Here is a 17,805-nt window from a genome sequence, read left to right on the forward strand (position 1 = left end):
ATATACTCTAAAATATTTATCTATCAATATTTTACCTATTTTCTTTAATATATTTTATAATATCATCTTTATTATTTTTTAATTTTTCATCATAAATTAAATTTTCTATATCTTTTAATTTATTTCCTAACTCTACTCCTTCTTTGTAACCTAGAAGGATTAAATCCTTGCCATTTATGGCAATTTCACTTCTATTTTTGGGAATTTCATCGTTTTTTACTTCTTCTAAAATTTTTAATCCCAGATCTATATTGGAAGCATCGCTAAAAGTAGTGCTTAAAACATCTGCTTTTTGTAAATCAAATAAATTAAGCAAATTTTCTTCTCCTAGATTTCTTAGAAGTTTTCTAACAGATTTTTTGGTGTAAGTATTGGTATTATCCATATGACGCCTTACTAAAATTGTCGTATCTTCTATAAACTTGTTGGAGTATTTAAGAATCTTTAACCTTTCTCTTAGGGAATTTTCAGAAACTTTCTGGTGGCCAAAAAATCTCCCTTCACCATTTTCGTCTAAGAAAAATGTGTCAATTTTGCCTACATCATGGTAAAGGGCTGCCATTCTAATATTTAGATTGGCCTTTGTCTTATCCAAAACATTTAAGCTGTGGTTGTATACATCGTCTTTGTGAAAAGTTGAATGTTGGTTAAAGCCTTTAGTTCTAAAAACTTCTGGAAATATAAATTCTAAAAGTCCCAGCTCATCTAAAAGTCTAATGCCTCTTGATGGTTTATTAGAAAGAAGGATTTTATTTATTTCTTCTCTTATTCGCTCTTTAGAAATTTCATTGATACTACTTGCCTTGTTTTTTATGGCTTTTTTTAAATTTTCTTCTATTTGAAAATCAAGGCTTGTAGCAAATCTTACTGCTCTTAGCGATCTTAGTAAATCTTCGTTTATCCTAGCTACTGGATCTCCAACAGCTCTTATTATTTTTTTCTTTAGATCAGCTTGGCCATCAAAAGGATCGATAATTTCGTCTTTTCTTTTTGCCATAGCATTTATGGTAAAATCACGTCTTTTAAGATCTTCTACTATATCTTTTGTAAAATCTACTTTATCTGGATGTCTTTTATCATTATAAGAAGACTCTTTGCGCATTGTGGTGATTTCATACTCAAAATCACCGTAGATTACTTTTATAGTCCCAAATTTTTTACCTATATCAATGGTTTTATAATCCTTAAAAACTTCAAGAATTTCATCTGGCAAAGCTTGGGTGCATATGTCTACGTCATGACTTTCTTTATTTAGTAGACTATCCCTAAGACAACCTCCTACTAGGTAAGATTTGTAACCTGCTTTTTCTAATAGGAACAATATCTCATCATTGCTTATCATTTTCATCTTCTTTAGGAATTATGATTTTTCTCATTTCGATTTTGTAATTTACCTTATTTTCTCCATTATATATTTCTACAGATTCTGGCAAATCAAGCTCGACTTCCCCAGTTGCAGTGAATCTTAAGCCGTTTACATTTACTGGTTTGGTTAAAATCTCATTGACATCTTTTAGTACTGATTCGGGTGCTTTTATTACGATGCTTTCTGGGTTAATCGTCCTTGATACTTCCTCGTATAAGTTGTTTATAACTCCAAATGTATTTAATTTTATATTTACTTTCTTGGTTTCGTAAACTTTGAAAGAAATATTTACATCCTCATCTGATTTTTTGACATCTCCTATAGGATTTCCAGACCTATCTACAACTTGCAAATTAAGATTATGAACTTTTCCATCTAAAAGATTAAGATCATCTACCTTTACCTCGCATCTATCAACCTTATTTATAAGGCTTGCAGGGCCTTTCACCGTTATTTCTTTAGGTTTTATGTCGTTTACTTCGACAATTCTTCCATCTTTTATGTTGTCTTTTATTATTAGATTTACTGGTAATTTTTTTGTTATTAGCTTTTGTATATTTAAGTTTATTTGGTTAGGATCGCTACTTTCAACACTTACCCCTGATGGTGTGTCTACTTTTATTGCCAAAGATTGGATTCCTTCTCTTAGGTCAGAAATATCTACTGATGCATAGATATTTTCTGCTTTAAGGTCTATGATTTTTTCCCTTGTTCCCTTTAATTTTACAGTTGTTGTAAAGCTTTGATCACCTCCAACTATAACATAGCCAGATTTTTCCAAATTTTCTTGGTTTTTAATTACAACTGGAATTGATCTAAAGACTTTGTTGACAGTTGGGTTTGTAGAATTAATTACATAAGTCCACATAAATATTGCTACGATTACTGATAGGATTTTTAGTTTATTATCGTTATTTTTCATCATTTTCACCTTCTTTATTATCTTTAATAGGTTCAAATGTTAAATCTTTTTTAAGCCTTAGACTTAGCGACTCGCTATCAAAGTATCTGTCAATTCTTCCAGCTTCTATAACTGAAATATTGCCTGTTTCTTCTGAGACGACTAAGACAATGGAATCTGATCTTTCTGATATTCCAACAGCTGCTCTATGTCTTGTTCCTAATTCTTTTGAGATTGTGTTGGAATTTGACAAAGGCAAGTAGCAAGCTGCAGCTATAATTTGATTATCGTTTATTATTACTGCTCCATCATGCAAGGGTGTGTTTGGAATAAAAATATTAATCAAAAGCTCGCTTGAGACATCAGCATGAAGCTCTGTTCCACTTTCAACAATGTCATTTAGGCCAACTTCTCTTTGCAAAACAACTAAAGCTCCTATTTTTTGTCTTGATAGAGAGCTTGCTGCATTTACAAGTTCGTTTATGGTTTTCTCGCTTCTTTTGGCTCTTTCGCCTGTTAGAATTGATTTGCCTCTGCCTATCCTCTCTAGAGCAGATCTAAGCTCAGGTTGAAAGACAACTATGATAAATACAAGTGCTACTGTCAAAAACTGGTTCATTACCCAGCCTACTGTGTTTAGATTTAAAATATCAGCCAAAGATGCAAATAATAATACAATTATTAGCCCATTTAATACTTGCTCAGCTCTTGTATTTCTTAAAAGTGAAAATAATTTGTAGACTGCAAAGGATATTATCGCTATATCTATAATATCTGTCACTCTTATTAATGATATTGAATTCATAAAATTTGATAGATAATTCATATGTTTCCCCTTTTTATGCTCTACTAATATATTACTATTTTTAGGCTCAAAAGATAGTAAATATAATAAAAAAGCACCCACAAGAAAAGTGAGTGCAAGAATTTTTCTATCCTAGCATTACATCTAAGATCATCATTATTACAAAACCTGCTGCAAATCCCAAAGTTCCAACATTGGTATGGTTTTCTCCTTCACCTGTTGCTTCTGGGATTAGTTCTTCTACAACTACATAAAACATTGCACCAGCAGCAAAGGCCAATAAATATGGCAAAATTGGGATCATTATTTGTGATAGCAAAATAGTTATAACCGCAGCTATTGGTTCAACTGCTCCAGAACCAACTCCTGCCCAAAAAGCTTTATTTCTACTTGATCCAACAGATTTTAATGGCATAGAAATTATCGCACCTTCTGGGAAATTTTGTATAGCAATTCCTATGGCTAAAACTAAAGCTTGGGTCATAGTTACTTGACCATGACCATAAATAACTCCCGCAAAGGAAACTCCAACAGCCATTCCTTCTGGAATGTTGTGGATTACTACAGCTAAAACCATCATTGTAGTTCTTCTCAAACTTTCATTTTTTAAACCTTCAGGCTTATCAGAGTCTATGTGCTGATGGGGAATGGCACTATCTAGAAATAATAGGAAAAATACACCTATCAAAAATCCAACAGAAGCTGGAATCCAAGACATTCTGCCCATTTTCTCATTTACCATTTCCATAGCAGGCATTAATAGCGACCAAATGCTTGCTGCAACCATAACCCCTGCTGCAAAGCCTGACAAGGCTTTTTGAACTTTTGGGTTAATTTCATCTTTCATGAAAAAAACACAAGCAGCACCTAAAGTTGTGCCAATGAAAGGAATTAATAGTCCTAATATTATATCTTTATTCATACTTTTTATAAGTTGGAGAATCTATCTTCCAAATTTCATCTGCATAATCAATAATTGTTCGATCTGATGAGAAGAATCCAGCGTTAGCAATGTTGATTAAGCATTTTTTAGACCAAGTTAACTTATCTCTATAGTCATGATTTATTATTTCACTAGTTTTTCTATAAGATTCAAAATCTTCCAAAACATAGTATCTATCGCCTCGAGAAGAATCTTGAGGATTAATAAGCTCGTTATAAATATCTAAAAACATAAATGAGTTATTATCCCAAAGTTCTCCATTTACTAAAGCATCGATGGCATTTCTTATATTAGAATCCGTTTGGTAAAGCTTTACAGGGTTGTAGGTTTTTTCAATCTCTTTTAATTCTTCGACAGTTTTTCCAAATCTGTAATTATTTTCTTCGCCAGCTTTTTCAAATATTTCTATATTTGCTCCATCATAAGTTCCAAGGGTTAAGGCTCCATTTAGCATAAATTTCATATTGCCTGTTCCACTTGCTTCTTTGCCAGCAGTGGAGATTTGCTCTGATACATCAGCTGCCGGATAGATTTTTTCTCCATAAGAAACTCTAAAGTTTTCTACAAAAACTACCTTCATTTTTTTATTTACATCTGGATCATTGTTTACAACTCTTGCAACTTCATTGGCAAGTTTAATAATCGCCTTTGCTCTAAAATATCCAGGTGCAGCTTTCCCACCAAAGATAAAGGTTGTTGGATAAAAGTCCATATTAGGATTTTCCTTTAGCTTATGGTAAAGATAAATAATATGGAGGATATTTAGGTGTTGACGTTTGTATTCGTGAATTCTTTTTACCTGTATGTCAAATATAGAATTTGGATCAATTTTAATTCCTTCATGCTCCAAAATATATCTTGCAAGTTTATTTTTATTTTTTTGTTTGATTTGCCAAAGTTCTTCCAAAGTTTCTTTGTCGTCGACGTATTTTCCTAAGCCTTCTAATTTTTCAAGATGATATTTCCAATCATCGTTTCCAAGTTTTCTGCTTATAAAGCTTGCTAGATCTCTATTTGCATAAAGTAGCCATCTTCTTGGTGTGATTCCATTTGTCTTGTTGTTAAATTTGTAAGGATATATTTTATACCAGTGTTTAAAGGTATCATTTTTAAGGATTTGTGTATGAAGTTCTGCTACTCCATTTACTGAAAATCCAACATAAATCGCCAAATTTGCCATGTGAACTTGATCATTTATAACGATTCTATAAGGATCGATATCAAAATCATTAAGTCCTTTTCCTTTAAATTCCTCTACCAAAATATTGTTGATTTGATAGATGATTTCCAAACATCTTGGCGAAACTTCTCTAACTATATCAATCGGCCATTTTTCAATAGCTTCTTGCAAAACGGTGTGGTTGGTAAAGGCAAAAACTTTTTTACAAATTTCTAAAGCTTCATTAAAGTTAAGACCATTTTCATCTACCAAAACTCTTATAAGCTCAGCTATGGCAATATTTGGATGGGTATCATTTAGCTGAATTACATGATATTTGTGGAAGTTTTCAAAACGCATATCATCTGAAAAATATCTCTTATATTTTTCCACCAAGTCCTGGATGGAAGCTGAAACAAAGAAATATTGTTGCTTTAGTCTTAATAGTCTTCCAGCTCTTTGAATATCATTTGGATATAAAACTCTTGTTATATCTTCTGCTCTGTTTTTTTCTTCAACTGCGGCATCATATTCAAAATTATTAAATTTATCAAATTGAAATTCTTCAAAAGGCTCACTTTGCCATAGTCGAAGTGTGTTTACCTTGCCATTTTCTAAGCCTACTACAGGCATATCGTAAGGAACAGCCTTTACTTGTTGATCTTTAAAATTTACTATTTTTGAATCTGAATCAACTCTTATTGACCATTCATCTCCATCTTTTAGCCAGCTATCTCCGTTTTCTTTTTGGAAGCCATTTTCAAATGATTGTTTAAATAAGCCTTCTCTATAGCGAACTCCATAACCGTACATGTTTATATTTTGAGTTGCAGCTGAATCCATAAAGCAAGCGGCAAGCCTTCCTAATCCACCATTTCCAAGGGCTGCATCATCTTCATAATCTTCTATGGCTTCAAAGTCAATCCCAATTGAATTTAATAATTCTTTTACTTCATCATAAATTCCTAGATTTATTAAATTATTGCCTAGAGATCTTCCTATTAAAAACTCTGCAGAAAAATAATAAGCAGATCTTTCATATCTGGAATCAGATTTTGATTGTCTCCATTCCTTATTTATTCTTTGCATTATTGTATCGCAAAGTGCATCATATTTGTCTTTTTCGCTCGTATCATCAAAACTTTTTAAAGTTATTCTTTGCAGGTTTTCTATATAGTCTTCTACAAATTTATCCTTTTGATTCTTATCCATTGTATCTCCCATATAATTTTGACATTTCTTTAATTTTTAATGCCAATTCTTCTGTAAAATCTTCTTTTTTTGCTCTCCATTTCCAATTATCGCCTAAAGTTCCTGGCCTATTGATTTGTGAAGTATTATCAAATTCCAAGAAATCTTGGATTTCAAATATTGCTACATCAGAAACTGATGCCATCAAATTTCTAATAATTTTCCACTGGTAGTTATCATCTTTGTCCAAGTCGAAATATCTTTCAATTAAATCCAGCTCTTCCTCATCCATCTCGTCAATCCAACCTTTTAAGGTTGAAGAATCGTGAGTTGATGAATAAACTGTGGAATTTCTTTTATAATTGTGTGGTAGATAATTACTATCAAAATTTTCTCCAAAGGCAAATTGGATTACATTCATTCCAGACATCCCATAGTAATCTTTTAACTCATTTACTTCTTTGGTGATGTAGCCTAAATCTTCTGCTATAAATTTCTTATCTGGAAATTTTTCTTTTATTAGGTCAAAAAGTTCATAGCCATAAGCTTCTTCCCACTTGCCGAATTTTGCGTTTTCATCTGTTGCTGGAATTGCATAATATTTTTCGAAACCTCTAAAATGATCTAGACGTAGAAGATCACAAGTTCTAAAAGCCATTTCTATTCTTTTTATCCAAAAACTAAATGAATCTTTCTTCATCTTATCCCAATCATAGCAAGGATTGCCCCAAAGTTGCCCATCTTCAGAATATGAATCTGGTGGAGCTCCTCCAACTATTAGTGGTTTTTTATCTTTTGGGTCAATTTGTAATATATGAGAATTTACCCATGCATCAGAAGAATCATAGGCTACATAAATTGGCAAATCTCCTATGATTTCAATATTTCTTCTGTTGGTGTATTCTTTTAGTTTTTCCCATTGTTTGAAGAATTCATATTGGATAAATACATAAAAATTAATATCTTCTTTGTGTTTTTTTCTAAAATCTTCTAGGGCTTTAGGATCCCTATCTCTTAAAGCTTCTTCCCATTCTACCCAGCTTATGTCAAGTTTATCTTTTTTGATTGCCATAAATAAAGCATAATCTTCTATCCAAAAGGCTTCTTTTTTTCTAAATTCTTTTATTTCTTTATCTAATTTTCCTTTTGAATTTTGATAGGCCTTTTCTAAGATTCTATATCTTAAATTATATTGGATGGCATAATCCACATATCTTTCATGATCGCCAAAATTTAACGATTCCAAATCTTCTTTTTCCAAGAGTCCATCTTCAATTAGTAAATCCAAGTCTACAAAATAGGGGTTGCCTGCAAAAGATGAAAAGGATTGATAAGGACTATCTCCATAGGAAGTTTGCCCTAGGGGTAAAATTTGCCAATATTTTATTGATGCAGCTGAAATAAAATCAACTACCTTGTAAGCATCTTTGCCAAAAGTTCCTATTCCGTAGGGTGAAGGAATAGAAAATATAGGAATAATAACTCCATTTGATCTTTTTAGTCTTTCTTGTTTTATCGCCATTTCTTACTCCTTACAATAGCTCTATAAAATTTATTACAGGAATCTCATAGGGGTGGTTTTCTTTTATTATTTTAAAGGCTCTTTCTTTATCTTTAGCTTTTATTCTAAATTCAAGCTTAACTTCTTCAACTTGACTTTCTTCTTTTTTTTCTCCTATAAATGGATTTGCATTTTCCAACGGTATAAAATGACCGAGAACTTTTGTTTGACTGTAGACTCTGTCGTAATTTTCGTATTTTAAAATTCCACAGCTTGTTAGGGCATCAATTAATTTTTCCTTGTTAGCTAAGGGAATAAATACCTCAACTTTCATAAATTTCTCTTGCATAATTTTATCTCTGAAAATATATAAGACCAGTGTAAGTCCTAAATTGCTTGTCAAATTCGTTAAAATTTATCCTATAAAGCCTTCCCCAACTAGAAACTACAAGTTCATGGTAATTGCCCATATCATTTAATTCAGTAATTACAACTCCATGGTGGTTCATTACTTTTATGTCGTTGCTTATCCAATTTATTAATATTACTGGTAGGTCTTTTGCCAAAGCTTCGTTTATAAAATCTATCTTTTCACTTAAAGGAGCTTTAATTATTAGTTCTTCTTTTATATGACTTTTTAAAAGCAAATTTCTTTCAAGTCTAATTTTGTTAACTCTTCTATCCAAGGAAATGACTGTAGGAACACCATTTATGTGAGGGGTGAGTTTTTTATAAAAATCATAATGAAAATCATTGTATTCTTCTAAGCTAAATACTTTGTTTTTTTCATACATATATAAATATGCGTTGGTAAAAGCTGTTACCACACAAGATCTATCTCTATAAAACTTTGAAACTCCCATAGCTTCTAAGGAATTTTGAAAGCCTCCATAATATATTCCTCTATCAGTTTTTATCGGCAAAAATTTACCAACTTCACTATTAATCAATTTCATCTGCTGGTTCCTTGTGAAAATCTTTTTTCTTTTTATTGATAATATCTTCCATAGTGTATCCTTTTTTGATTAATCTAGCGTCAATTTTTTCGTGAACTAGAGTGTAAATTACAGATGCAACTGGAATACTTACAAGCATACCGATAATTCCAAACAATGAACCTCCAATTGTTACACTTGCCAAAACCCAAACTGCAGGAAGTCCAACTTGTGCAGTTGCAATTGCAGGATAAATTACATTTTCTTGAACTTGTTGAATTATTATATCATAAATTAGAAATATCAAGGCTTTAAATGGTGATTCTATAAAAATTAGAACAGCAGAAATTCCTGCCCCAAAAATAGGTCCAAAAATCGGTATCAAATCACTAAGACCTACCAAAATAGAAATCATCGGTGCATTTGGTATTCTAAAAATGAGCATTCCTATATATGTTAATGTTATAAGCATGGCTACGGCAATTAATCTTGAAAATAGGTAATCTTTGAAGGTGTGATAGGCAATACTAAAAACTCTATTTATATAATCTCCAGTATCTTCTTTAAAAATCGCATACAAAATCTTGTTGCCATGAAGAGCTAGCATATCTTTGTAAAGAAGGACAAATATTGAAAATACAAAAACAGTAAAGACTGTAATTGCACTTGAACTTACAGAATTTATAACAGACGATGTCATTGTAAATAAACTAACTTCATTTGTCTTAAAAATTCTAAATAAAGGTCCATTAATACTTAGCCAATTTACTCCATTTGCCATGTCGTAAAAACTATCGGCGTAATTTTCTGTAATTGAGTTGGTTTTCATTAATTTATAAATTTCTTTGACAAATTGCGGCCATTTTCTCGTTAGAGCAAAAGCAGAATTTATTATTTGTGGAATTAAAATATTTAAAAGTAAAAGTCCTATTACTATAATACTAATCCAGCTTAGAACCAAAGAAAAAAATCTGATCAACTTTTCATGTTGTGGATCTTTGTAATTTTCTCTAATAAGCCTATAAAAAAAATTCATTGGTATATTGATGATATAAGCAACCATAAATCCCGCGATGAAAGGTTGTATAATTTTTAAAAAATCTTTTATAAACTTAAGTATATTTCCCATATACCAAAAAATAAAAAATACTCCCAAGCCTATAAGCAATGTTTTTAATATTTCATTTTCTTTAATATTTAAATTCATAATATTATTTCCTTCTTTCAGTCAGTACTTAAGTTAATTTTACCACTAATTACCATATTTCTCTAAATTATCAAAAATGGGTAAAATAATGGTAAGTATATAAGGAGATTTTAATGAATAAATGCTATATAATTTCAGCTGGAGAATTTGATGGTTTTTTTGACACAATTGATAAAAGTGATTTAGTAATAGCCGCCGATAAGGGTTATATTTACGCCAAAGATTCTGAGATTGACCTTGATATTGTAATTGGTGATTTTGATTCATCGACCAAACCTGATGGAGAAAATGTAATAACTCTTAATCCCATTAAAGACTATACAGATACCATGGCAGCTTTGATGATTGCAGTTGAAAAGGGTTATAAGGAAATTATCATCTACGGTGGACTTGGCGGACGCGATTCTCATTTTATTTCAAATATTAGAAATGCCCTAAAGTTAAAAAAAGAAGGGATAAATGTAAGTTTTAGAAGTAAAAATAAGAAAATTTTTATTATAGATGATAAATTTTCTTATGAATTTAAAAATTCCGAGGAAGATTTTTATGTTTCAATTTTTGCTTTGGAAAATATGGCTAAGTCAATATGCATAAGAAATCTTTTCTACGAATTAAATAATTATGATCTTAGTTTTGACGATAGTCTAGGAGTTTCAAATGAAACTATCGGCAAGGATTTTTCTATAAGTCTAGAAAGCGGCTATTTGCTGGTAATTTTCGAAAGTAAAAAAATGTAAAAAAACTATTGGTAAAATTAATTGCCAATAGCTTTTTTTGATGTTATTCTATTTCCATGCTTAATTCTAGCCACCTGTCATCAAGTATTGTCTTTTCTTCTTCTAAAGTTTTTATTTGATCAAAGGTTTCTTTTACTTGTATTTGGTCGGCATAGAAGTTTTCTTCTAGGGTTAAATTTGTCAATTCTTTGATTTTTTCGTCAATTTCTATGTGTCTTTCTTCTATCTCTTTGATTTCTGCCTTAATTTTTCTAATCTCATTTTTTTTAAGATTTATTTTTTTCTTTTCTTTTACAAGTTGAGTTTTACTTATTTCTTTTTTAGCCTTTGGCTCTTCTTTTGCTTCGCTTAGTTTTTTCTCATAGTAATCGTAATTGCCCAGATATTCTGTCATCTGCTTACTTTCCATAAGCAAAATTTTACTTGCAATTTTATTTAGAAAATACCTATCGTGGCTTATTATTAATAGGCTTCCTTCATAATCAAGAATTGAATCTTCCAAAATTTCTTTTGAATCTATATCCAAATGATTGGTCGGCTCATCCATCAATATGAAGTTATTATCAGAAATCATCAGTTTAAGTAGTGAAATTCTAGCTCTTTCTCCACCAGAAAGCTCAGAAATTTCCCTATCGACATCGTCATTGTAAAACATAAATTTGGCCAAATAGGATCTTATTTCAAAATTTGTAAGCATAGGATAAGTTTCACTAATTTCATTAAAAATCGTGTTTGATAAGTCCAAAGATTTTTGCTCTTGGTCAAAATACCCAATATGTACGCTTTGACCGAGGTAAACTTTGCCGCTTGTAGGATTTTCTTCTCCCAAAATTATTTTAAACAAGGTAGTTTTGCCTACTCCATTTTCTCCAATTATTGCAGTTCTTTCAGATCTAAAGAGTTTAAAAGAAATATTTGAAAAAATTTCTTTTTGATCAAAAGTCTTAGAAAGTTTGTCTACAGCTAAAACATCTTGGCCGCTTAAAATTCTTGGGGTTAATTTTAATTTCATAAGATGATTAGGCTTATTGGGATTTTCAATTTTTTCCATCTTATCAAGAAGTTTTTGACGTGATCTTGATTGAGAAATTCCTCTTTTTCTTTTGGAACCGCCTTGATTTTTTAGCCTATAAATAATTTCTTCTTGCCTATCTATTTCTTTTTGCTGGTTTTTGTACTGATGGTAACGGGATTCCAGATCTTTTTTTCGCTTTTTGATAAAGCTTGTATAATTGCCATCATAAGTGTTTAAAGATCCATTATCTAAAAATAAAATTTTATTTACAGTGTTATCTAAGAAATACCTATCGTGGGATATTACTATTACTGATCCCTGGTAGTTTTTGACAAAAACTTCCAAAAACTTGATGGCGTTTATATCTAAATGGTTGGTCGGCTCATCTAGCAAAATCAAATCTGGTTTTTCTAACAAAAGATAGGCCAATTCGACTCTGGCTTTTTGTCCACCTGATAATGTTTGTATGTCCTTGTCAAAATCCTCATCAGAAAATCCCATGGCTTTAAGAGTTCCTTCAAGTTCAGATTTTATTTGGTAACCATTCTTTTCTTCAAATTCTTCAAAAAGTCTGTTGTGTTCGTGCAATAAATCATCTTGTTCTTTTTGATTTAGGTTTTCTTTTGCAAGTTTTATTTCAATTTCCCTTAGTTTTTTTTCTATATCTATAAGATCTTTAAAAACACCAAGACAATAATCGTAGATGCTTTGGTGGCTTTTTATCGATAATTGTTGTTCTAAATATCCTATTTTTACACCATTGGGAATAAAAATTTCTCCATCATCTTTTGAAATTTCATCTGTTAGAATTTTAAAAAGGGTGGATTTGCCAGCCCCATTATTGCCAATGAGTCCTGCCTTATCACCCTTTTCAATTATAAAATTGATGTTTGAAAATATATCCTTGGTTGGATAAGATTTGCTTAGATTACTTACTTGTAATACATTCATTAATAATTATAATCCTCTGGAGAATTAATAAAATAAGTTAGGGTAAACAAAGATTCATCAAGATGAACATTTTCTAGAACCACTCCGTTAGATGTTTTTAAATCTACTGGAGAAAAATTCCAAATCCCTTTTACTTCTCTCTTACATAATATATCACAAATTTCTTGAGAAACTTCTTTAGGAGTTGCAATTATTCCTATATCAATATTATTTTTTTTCAAATAATCAGATAAATCTTCTATGCCGTAAATATCTTCGCCGTCTTTGGTTTTTTGTTTTGTATTTTTATCAAAAACTGCACTAAAAGTGTAACCGAGATCCTTAAATGAAGAATATTGGTAAAGTGCGTGTCCAATATTTCCATAGCCTATTAATACCATGGAATATTTTTTATTAACTCCAATAATTTTTGACAATTCGTCCATCAAATCTCTAACATTGTAACCATAACCTTGTTGACCAAAGCAACCATAGTGATTTAGGTCTTGTCTAATTTGGCTGGCTGTTAGTCCTGTTATATCAGATAATTCTTTTGATGATACTCTTACTATTCCTTTATCGTTGATGCTTTCAAGATACCTATAATATTTTGGTAATCTTTTTATTACTGCTAATGATACTCCACTTTCTTTAGTCATTTTCATTCCCGCTTTCCATAAAATCTAGATCTTCATCTGTTAATTCTTCTACAAGTACTACTTTTTCATTATTATACCCTAAATCTTTGTTAATTTCTGGATCATAGGCAATTTTTTCACTATTTTCTATATTATCAGTAGAAACATTATCATTTTCTAATGATTTTTCACTTAGATTTGCATCAATATTCTCTTCTGCCTTTTGATTCTCATCTTCTTTTGCAGCTGTGATTTCTTCTTTATTGTTTTCTATATTATTTTCCTTGATCGCTTCTAATGATTTTTCAACATTTGCAATAGTTCTTGCCCTTCTATTTAATATTATTATATGGATTAGGTGAAGAGAATATAACATCATTAAGGTGTTATATATTATTACTTGGCTATTTTGATCCAAAACTTTTATATGGTAAGTTAAATTCATTGGTATAAGAGGGATAAATTTACCTAAAATCAAAAGAGATGGAACACTTAGGATAGCAAAGCCTATTGCCGTCATTATAGCAATAAATATGGAAATTCCATAGGTATCTTTTTTTATTAGCACAAAAATTGTAAAAATTAGCAAACTTATCCATGAGATAACAAATAATCCCGACCATAAATAATTTAGTATCCAAATATTTGTTCTTATCGATATCATGGTTAATAGGAAAACTAAAAGTATCATCGTGCTTATTATTTGACTTAGAGTTTTTTCAAATTTTTTTTCCACTTTGGCCTCCTATTTATATTTTTTTGATTTATATCTTAGGTTAGAATCGAGTATTCTCTTTCTAATTCTTAAATTCTTTGGAGTAATTTCTATCAATTCGTCATCTTCGACAAATTCCATCATCTCTTCTATGCTCATTTTTTTTGCTGGAGTTAATAATATAGCATCATCTGAACCGCTGGCACGGGTATTTGTAAGTTTCTTTTGCTTGCAGACATTTACATCTATATCAAGTCCTTTTGGATTCATTCCAACAACTTCGCCTTCATAGACCTCATCTCCAGCTTCTACAAATAATAAACCACGCATTTGAGCTGTATTTAGTCCATAAGCGCGAGCAATTCCCTGTTCGCTTGCTATTAGTGATCCATCTTGACGAGTTTCTATATCACCTTTGTATAATTCATAGCCTGCAAATTCTGAGTTTAGGGTTCCCGTTCCTTTGGTGTCAGTTAAAAATTCTTGTCTATAACCTATAAGTCCTCTTGCAGGAATTTTAAATATAAGTCTTGTATAGCCTGATGAATTTGGATTCATATCCATTAGTTCACCTTTTCTTCTACCAAGTTTTTCTATGACTGAACCAGTATATTCTTGATCGACATCAATTGTTGCATACTCCATTGGTTCGTGTTTTTTACCATCGATAGTTTTATACATTACTTCAGGTTTTGAAACTTGAAATTCGTAACCTTCACGTCTTAAATTTTCAATTAGAACTGATAGATGAAGCTCCCCACGTCCAGAAACTTTGAAACTTTCTGTTGTGTCTGTATCTTCCACCCTAAGTGAAACGTCAGTTTGTTTTTCCTTAAATAATCTATCTCTAATGTGTCTGCTTGTTACATATTTTCCATCACGACCTGCAAATGGAGAATCATTTACTGAAAAAGTCATGGACAAGGTTGGCTCTGAAATTTTGGTAAATTCAATAGGTTCGCTATCTTTTTCTGTCCCAATTGTATCTCCAATAGAAATATCTTCCATTCCAGATAAAGCAACGATAGATCCAAATTTAGCTTCTCCAACTTCTACTCTTTGGAGACCATCAAACTCGTAAATTGTTACAATTTTTGATTTTACCATCCTATTTTCATCGTTGTAATTAGTTATTATTGCGTTGTCATTTTTTCTGATGGTTCCATTTTCTACTTTACCTATGGCAATTTTACCTAGATAATCATTATAATCTGTAGTAGAAACCAAAACTTTAAATGGCTTATCTTCATCGCCTTCAAAAACTGGTGTATAATCGATTATCGTATCAAGTAAGTCAGTCATATCCTCTTTTACTTGATTCTTATCTAAACTTGCCCAACCATTTTTTGCTGAAGCATAAATAAAAGGACTTTCCAAATATGATTCATCAGCTTCAAGAGCAATAAATAAATCTAATATTTCATCTTCAACTTCGTCAATCCTTTGATCAGGTCTATCGACCTTGTTTATACAAACTATAGCTGGCAAGCCCAATTCGATAGCTTTTCTTAAAACAAACTTTGTTTGTGGCATTGGTCCTTCGTGGCTATCAACAACCAAAACAACAGATTCTGCCATATTTAGTACACGTTCAACTTCTCCACCAAAATCAGCATGGCCTGGAGTATCTATAATATTAATTTTTATTCCCTTATAATGAATGGCGGTATTTTTTGAAAGAATTGTAATTCCTCTTTCTTTTTCAATACTATTAGAATCCATAACTCTTTCATTAACAGTCTGATTATCACGAAACAAACCAGAAGTTTTTAATAGTCCATCCACAAGTGTGGTTTTACCATGGTCAACATGGGCAATAATTGCGACATTCCTTACATCTTTTCTATTCATAATTCCTTCTTTCAAAATTCAAATCATATCAATATATTATATCTTAGGTTAATAGATTATCAATAAATCACACAAAAAAACACCTAGTGAAAATTCTAGGTGGCAATTTACTAATTGCTTTTTAGAGATACAAATGCAGTTACAACATTATTATCAACCAGCATTCTATCAGAGATAAATTCAACTATATGAAGGCCTCTTCCATGTTCTGAAAAAACATCCTTTTTTTTATCAAAATTTATCCCTTTACCCTCATCTCTTACTTTTATCATACAATAATCTTGATTAATTTCTATAGTAACTTCAATATTTTTCTTATAATCTTTATTATTTCCATGCTTGTAAGAATTTACTATAAGCTCATCTAAAATCAATCTGATCTTAAATAAATCATCCTCATTAAGGCCATAAGTTTTTAAAATGGCTAGAGAATCATCCCTAAATTTTTTGATAAGCTTAAGATCTGTTTGAAGGGTGCGTCTAATAGTATGCATATAAAGATCTCCTTAACACTATCTATATACCCAAATTTAATCTTATAAATATTCCAATTATTGTTGATAATTTTAATATCCAATACAAACTAATGATTTAGTGGTATAATAAATATATAAAATAATGAAAGGAGACAATTAATGAAATACGTATGTACAGCATGTGGATATATTTATGATCCAGCTCAAGGAGATGAAGATAACGGAATCAAAGCTGGTACAAAATTTGACCAACTTCCAGAAGATTGGGTATGCCCAGTTTGCGGAGTAGGCAAAGATATGTTTGAACCACAAGAATAAAAAATTTTCAAAGAGGCTTAGGCCTCTTTTTTTTATGAAAAAATTTAAGCATTTCAAAAATTTTTAAATTATTTACAAAAAAATCGCCACAAAGTTTATAACTTTATGTCGATTAGATTTTACAAAATGCTTCTATTTTTATTTGATTTTTTGCTTTATTTTATCTTTTGCTTTTAGCGCATAGTACAAGGCAAATGATATGCTTAGTAATAAAGCTAATACTAGTACTAGTATTATATAATTTAGTTTGGATGATTTTTTTTGATTTAGTTTTGGAGATTTTCCCAAATATATAGATTTGGTTTTCTCTTTATTGTTTACTTCATTTTTTTCATCCAAAAAATCTTCCGTATTTGGATTTGATGCTTCAATTTCAACTACCAGTGTTTGGTTTTTCTGGTCAAATATTGTTTCTTTTTCGCTCTTATTTGCTTTCTTTGGCGAATCATTGGATATTTTTTTTACGCTTTTGTTGATTTTTTCAGCGGCTTCCTTGGCTAGCTCTTGTTTTTTTTGATTATTTGAAGTTTGCTCAATCTTTTTTGAGTATTCTTTTAATATGGTCTCAGTTTCTTTGGCTATTTTTTCAGTTTCTTTTTTGCTTAGATCGTTTGATTTTAATATAGCCTTTGCCTTTTCGACAGCTTTTTCAAATTCAGTTTTACTTTCTTTGCTAGCTTCAACTTTTGAAGATTTTAAAGCTTTTTTAGAATTTGCTTGGCTTTTAGTAATCTCTTCTATGCATTTGTTAATTTCTGATATTATCTCTTTAACATCTTTTTCTTGTGTTTTATTTGTGGAAGATGGAGCTTGTGCCTTTGATGGCTTTTGTGCGTCGGTGTTTGAGTTTCCAGTATTTTCTTGATCTTTAGTTTTTTCCGGTGGTTTTTGTCCATTGGCATCTGCCGGCTTATCTACTGGTTCAATTTCGGGATTTTCTTCACTTTCATTTTCACTTTCAGTTAATATTAATTCATCTCCGCTTTTTAGTACAGTATCTTTGTTATCTTCAGTTGTGGCTTCCTTTGCTTCTACTCTAAATATAGGATAGAAACATAAAGTCACAATGAGGATTAGCAAAAATTTCATTTTTTTTGACTTCATATTCCCTCCTATA

Annotated in this window: 17 protein-coding genes; 2 read left to right on the top strand and 15 right to left on the bottom strand. The window is 30.9% G+C overall.

Annotation, left to right across the window (positions count from 1 at the left end):
* Nucleotides 1-31: 31 nt before the first annotated feature.
* The 9 genes from CS884_RS05450 to CS884_RS05490 form a co-directional block, all read right to left on the bottom strand.
* Nucleotides 32-1,348, bottom strand: coding sequence for a CCA tRNA nucleotidyltransferase (locus CS884_RS05450; RefSeq protein WP_180753300.1), 1,317 nt, complete (start codon nucleotides 1,346-1,348; stop codon nucleotides 32-34).
* On the bottom strand, nucleotides 1,329-2,288 hold the full coding sequence (locus CS884_RS05455; protein ID WP_180753301.1) for a YbbR-like domain-containing protein: 960 nt from the start codon (nucleotides 2,286-2,288) through the stop codon (nucleotides 1,329-1,331). The genes CS884_RS05450 and CS884_RS05455 overlap by 20 nt, the downstream gene beginning before the upstream one ends.
* Nucleotides 2,278-3,093, bottom strand: a complete 816-nt coding sequence (gene cdaA, locus CS884_RS05460) for a diadenylate cyclase CdaA (protein ID WP_099321047.1) — start codon at nucleotides 3,091-3,093, stop codon at nucleotides 2,278-2,280. The genes CS884_RS05455 and cdaA overlap by 11 nt, the downstream gene beginning before the upstream one ends.
* 106 nt (nucleotides 3,094-3,199) lie before the next feature.
* Nucleotides 3,200-3,994 carry a ZIP family metal transporter gene (locus tag CS884_RS05465; RefSeq protein WP_099321048.1) on the bottom strand — a complete coding sequence of 265 codons (795 nt, stop codon included), beginning with the start codon at nucleotides 3,992-3,994 and terminating at the stop codon, nucleotides 3,200-3,202.
* Entirely contained in the window at nucleotides 3,987-6,386 is a 2,400-nt protein-coding gene (locus tag CS884_RS05470) for a glycogen/starch/alpha-glucan phosphorylase (protein ID WP_099321049.1), read from the bottom strand. Before CS884_RS05470 ends, CS884_RS05465 begins: the two co-directional genes overlap by 8 nt.
* On the bottom strand, nucleotides 6,379-7,887 hold the full coding sequence (malQ, locus tag CS884_RS05475; protein WP_099321050.1) for a 4-alpha-glucanotransferase: 1,509 nt from the start codon (nucleotides 7,885-7,887) through the stop codon (nucleotides 6,379-6,381). Before malQ ends, CS884_RS05470 begins: the two co-directional genes overlap by 8 nt.
* Before the next feature lie 10 nt (nucleotides 7,888-7,897).
* The gene (locus CS884_RS05480) at nucleotides 7,898-8,200 is read right to left on the bottom strand and encodes a hypothetical protein (protein WP_257875763.1); all 303 of its coding nucleotides are present in this window, start codon (nucleotides 8,198-8,200) and stop codon (nucleotides 7,898-7,900) included.
* A gap of 19 nt (nucleotides 8,201-8,219) precedes the next feature.
* Nucleotides 8,220-8,822 carry a hypothetical protein gene (locus tag CS884_RS05485; RefSeq protein ID WP_099321052.1) on the bottom strand — a complete coding sequence of 201 codons (603 nt, stop codon included), beginning with the start codon at nucleotides 8,820-8,822 and terminating at the stop codon, nucleotides 8,220-8,222.
* Nucleotides 8,809-10,008: an AI-2E family transporter gene (locus tag CS884_RS05490; protein ID WP_257875764.1), complete on the bottom strand. Its 1,200-nt coding sequence runs from the start codon at nucleotides 10,006-10,008 to the stop codon at nucleotides 8,809-8,811. The genes CS884_RS05485 and CS884_RS05490 overlap by 14 nt, the downstream gene beginning before the upstream one ends.
* A 113-nt stretch (nucleotides 10,009-10,121) precedes the next feature.
* On the opposite strand from CS884_RS05490, the gene CS884_RS05495 reads away from it, so the two are divergent.
* On the top strand, nucleotides 10,122-10,745 hold the full coding sequence (locus CS884_RS05495; RefSeq protein ID WP_099321054.1) for a thiamine diphosphokinase: 624 nt from the start codon (nucleotides 10,122-10,124) through the stop codon (nucleotides 10,743-10,745).
* A 43-nt stretch (nucleotides 10,746-10,788) separates the two neighbouring features.
* On the opposite strand, the gene abc-f is transcribed toward CS884_RS05495, so the two are convergent.
* The 5 genes from abc-f to CS884_RS05520 form a co-directional block, all read right to left on the bottom strand.
* Nucleotides 10,789-12,711, bottom strand: a complete 1,923-nt coding sequence (gene abc-f, locus CS884_RS05500) for a ribosomal protection-like ABC-F family protein (RefSeq protein ID WP_099321055.1) — start codon at nucleotides 12,709-12,711, stop codon at nucleotides 10,789-10,791.
* Nucleotides 12,711-13,349 carry a redox-sensing transcriptional repressor Rex gene (locus CS884_RS05505; protein ID WP_099321760.1) on the bottom strand — a complete coding sequence of 213 codons (639 nt, stop codon included), beginning with the start codon at nucleotides 13,347-13,349 and terminating at the stop codon, nucleotides 12,711-12,713. Before CS884_RS05505 ends, abc-f begins: the two co-directional genes overlap by 1 nt.
* Nucleotides 13,342-14,064: a hypothetical protein gene (locus CS884_RS05510; RefSeq protein WP_099321056.1), complete on the bottom strand. Its 723-nt coding sequence runs from the start codon at nucleotides 14,062-14,064 to the stop codon at nucleotides 13,342-13,344. The genes CS884_RS05505 and CS884_RS05510 overlap by 8 nt, the downstream gene beginning before the upstream one ends.
* A gap of 9 nt (nucleotides 14,065-14,073) precedes the next feature.
* Nucleotides 14,074-15,894, bottom strand: coding sequence for a translational GTPase TypA (gene typA, locus CS884_RS05515; protein WP_099321057.1), 1,821 nt, complete (start codon nucleotides 15,892-15,894; stop codon nucleotides 14,074-14,076).
* Nucleotides 15,895-16,004: 110 nt separating this feature from the next.
* Nucleotides 16,005-16,388, bottom strand: a complete 384-nt coding sequence (locus CS884_RS05520) for an ATP-binding protein (protein WP_099321058.1) — start codon at nucleotides 16,386-16,388, stop codon at nucleotides 16,005-16,007.
* A 141-nt stretch (nucleotides 16,389-16,529) separates the two neighbouring features.
* Between CS884_RS05520 and rd the strand changes: the two genes are divergently transcribed.
* Nucleotides 16,530-16,688 carry a rubredoxin gene (rd, locus tag CS884_RS05525; RefSeq protein ID WP_099321059.1) on the top strand — a complete coding sequence of 53 codons (159 nt, stop codon included), beginning with the start codon at nucleotides 16,530-16,532 and terminating at the stop codon, nucleotides 16,686-16,688.
* 138 nt (nucleotides 16,689-16,826) lie between these two features.
* Here the strand turns inward: rd and CS884_RS05530 are convergent, their stop codons facing one another.
* The gene (locus tag CS884_RS05530) at nucleotides 16,827-17,792 is read right to left on the bottom strand and encodes a hypothetical protein (protein ID WP_099321060.1); all 966 of its coding nucleotides are present in this window, start codon (nucleotides 17,790-17,792) and stop codon (nucleotides 16,827-16,829) included.
* Between the last annotated feature and the right edge of the window lie 13 nt (nucleotides 17,793-17,805).

The organism is Anaerococcus sp. Marseille-P3625 (assembly GCF_900232825.1).
Lineage (GTDB): Bacteria > Bacillota > Clostridia > Tissierellales > Peptoniphilaceae > Anaerococcus.

Bases quoted from the DNA above. Each gene is read 5' to 3' on its own strand.
- CS884_RS05450 (WP_180753300.1), bottom strand. From the start codon at position 1,348: ATGAAAATGATAAGCAATGATGAGATATTGTTCCTATTAGAAAAAGCA.
- CS884_RS05455 (WP_180753301.1), bottom strand. From the start codon at position 2,288: ATGAAAAATAACGATAATAAACTAAAAATCCTATCAGTAATCGTAGCA.
- cdaA (WP_099321047.1), bottom strand. From the start codon at position 3,093: ATGAATTATCTATCAAATTTTATGAATTCAATATCATTAATAAGAGTG.
- CS884_RS05465 (WP_099321048.1), bottom strand. From the start codon at position 3,994: ATGAATAAAGATATAATATTAGGACTATTAATTCCTTTCATTGGCACA.
- CS884_RS05470 (WP_099321049.1), bottom strand. From the start codon at position 6,386: ATGGATAAGAATCAAAAGGATAAATTTGTAGAAGACTATATAGAAAAC.
- malQ (WP_099321050.1), bottom strand. From the start codon at position 7,887: ATGGCGATAAAACAAGAAAGACTAAAAAGATCAAATGGAGTTATTATT.
- CS884_RS05480 (WP_257875763.1), bottom strand. From the start codon at position 8,200: ATGAAAGTTGAGGTATTTATTCCCTTAGCTAACAAGGAAAAATTAATT.
- CS884_RS05485 (WP_099321052.1), bottom strand. From the start codon at position 8,822: ATGAAATTGATTAATAGTGAAGTTGGTAAATTTTTGCCGATAAAAACT.
- CS884_RS05490 (WP_257875764.1), bottom strand. From the start codon at position 10,008: ATGAATTTAAATATTAAAGAAAATGAAATATTAAAAACATTGCTTATA.
- CS884_RS05495 (WP_099321054.1), top strand. From the start codon at position 10,122: ATGAATAAATGCTATATAATTTCAGCTGGAGAATTTGATGGTTTTTTT.
- abc-f (WP_099321055.1), bottom strand. From the start codon at position 12,711: ATGAATGTATTACAAGTAAGTAATCTAAGCAAATCTTATCCAACCAAG.
- CS884_RS05505 (WP_099321760.1), bottom strand. From the start codon at position 13,349: ATGACTAAAGAAAGTGGAGTATCATTAGCAGTAATAAAAAGATTACCA.
- typA (WP_099321057.1), bottom strand. From the start codon at position 15,894: ATGAATAGAAAAGATGTAAGGAATGTCGCAATTATTGCCCATGTTGAC.
- CS884_RS05520 (WP_099321058.1), bottom strand. From the start codon at position 16,388: ATGCATACTATTAGACGCACCCTTCAAACAGATCTTAAGCTTATCAAA.
- rd (WP_099321059.1), top strand. From the start codon at position 16,530: ATGAAATACGTATGTACAGCATGTGGATATATTTATGATCCAGCTCAA.
- CS884_RS05530 (WP_099321060.1), bottom strand. From the start codon at position 17,792: ATGAAGTCAAAAAAAATGAAATTTTTGCTAATCCTCATTGTGACTTTA.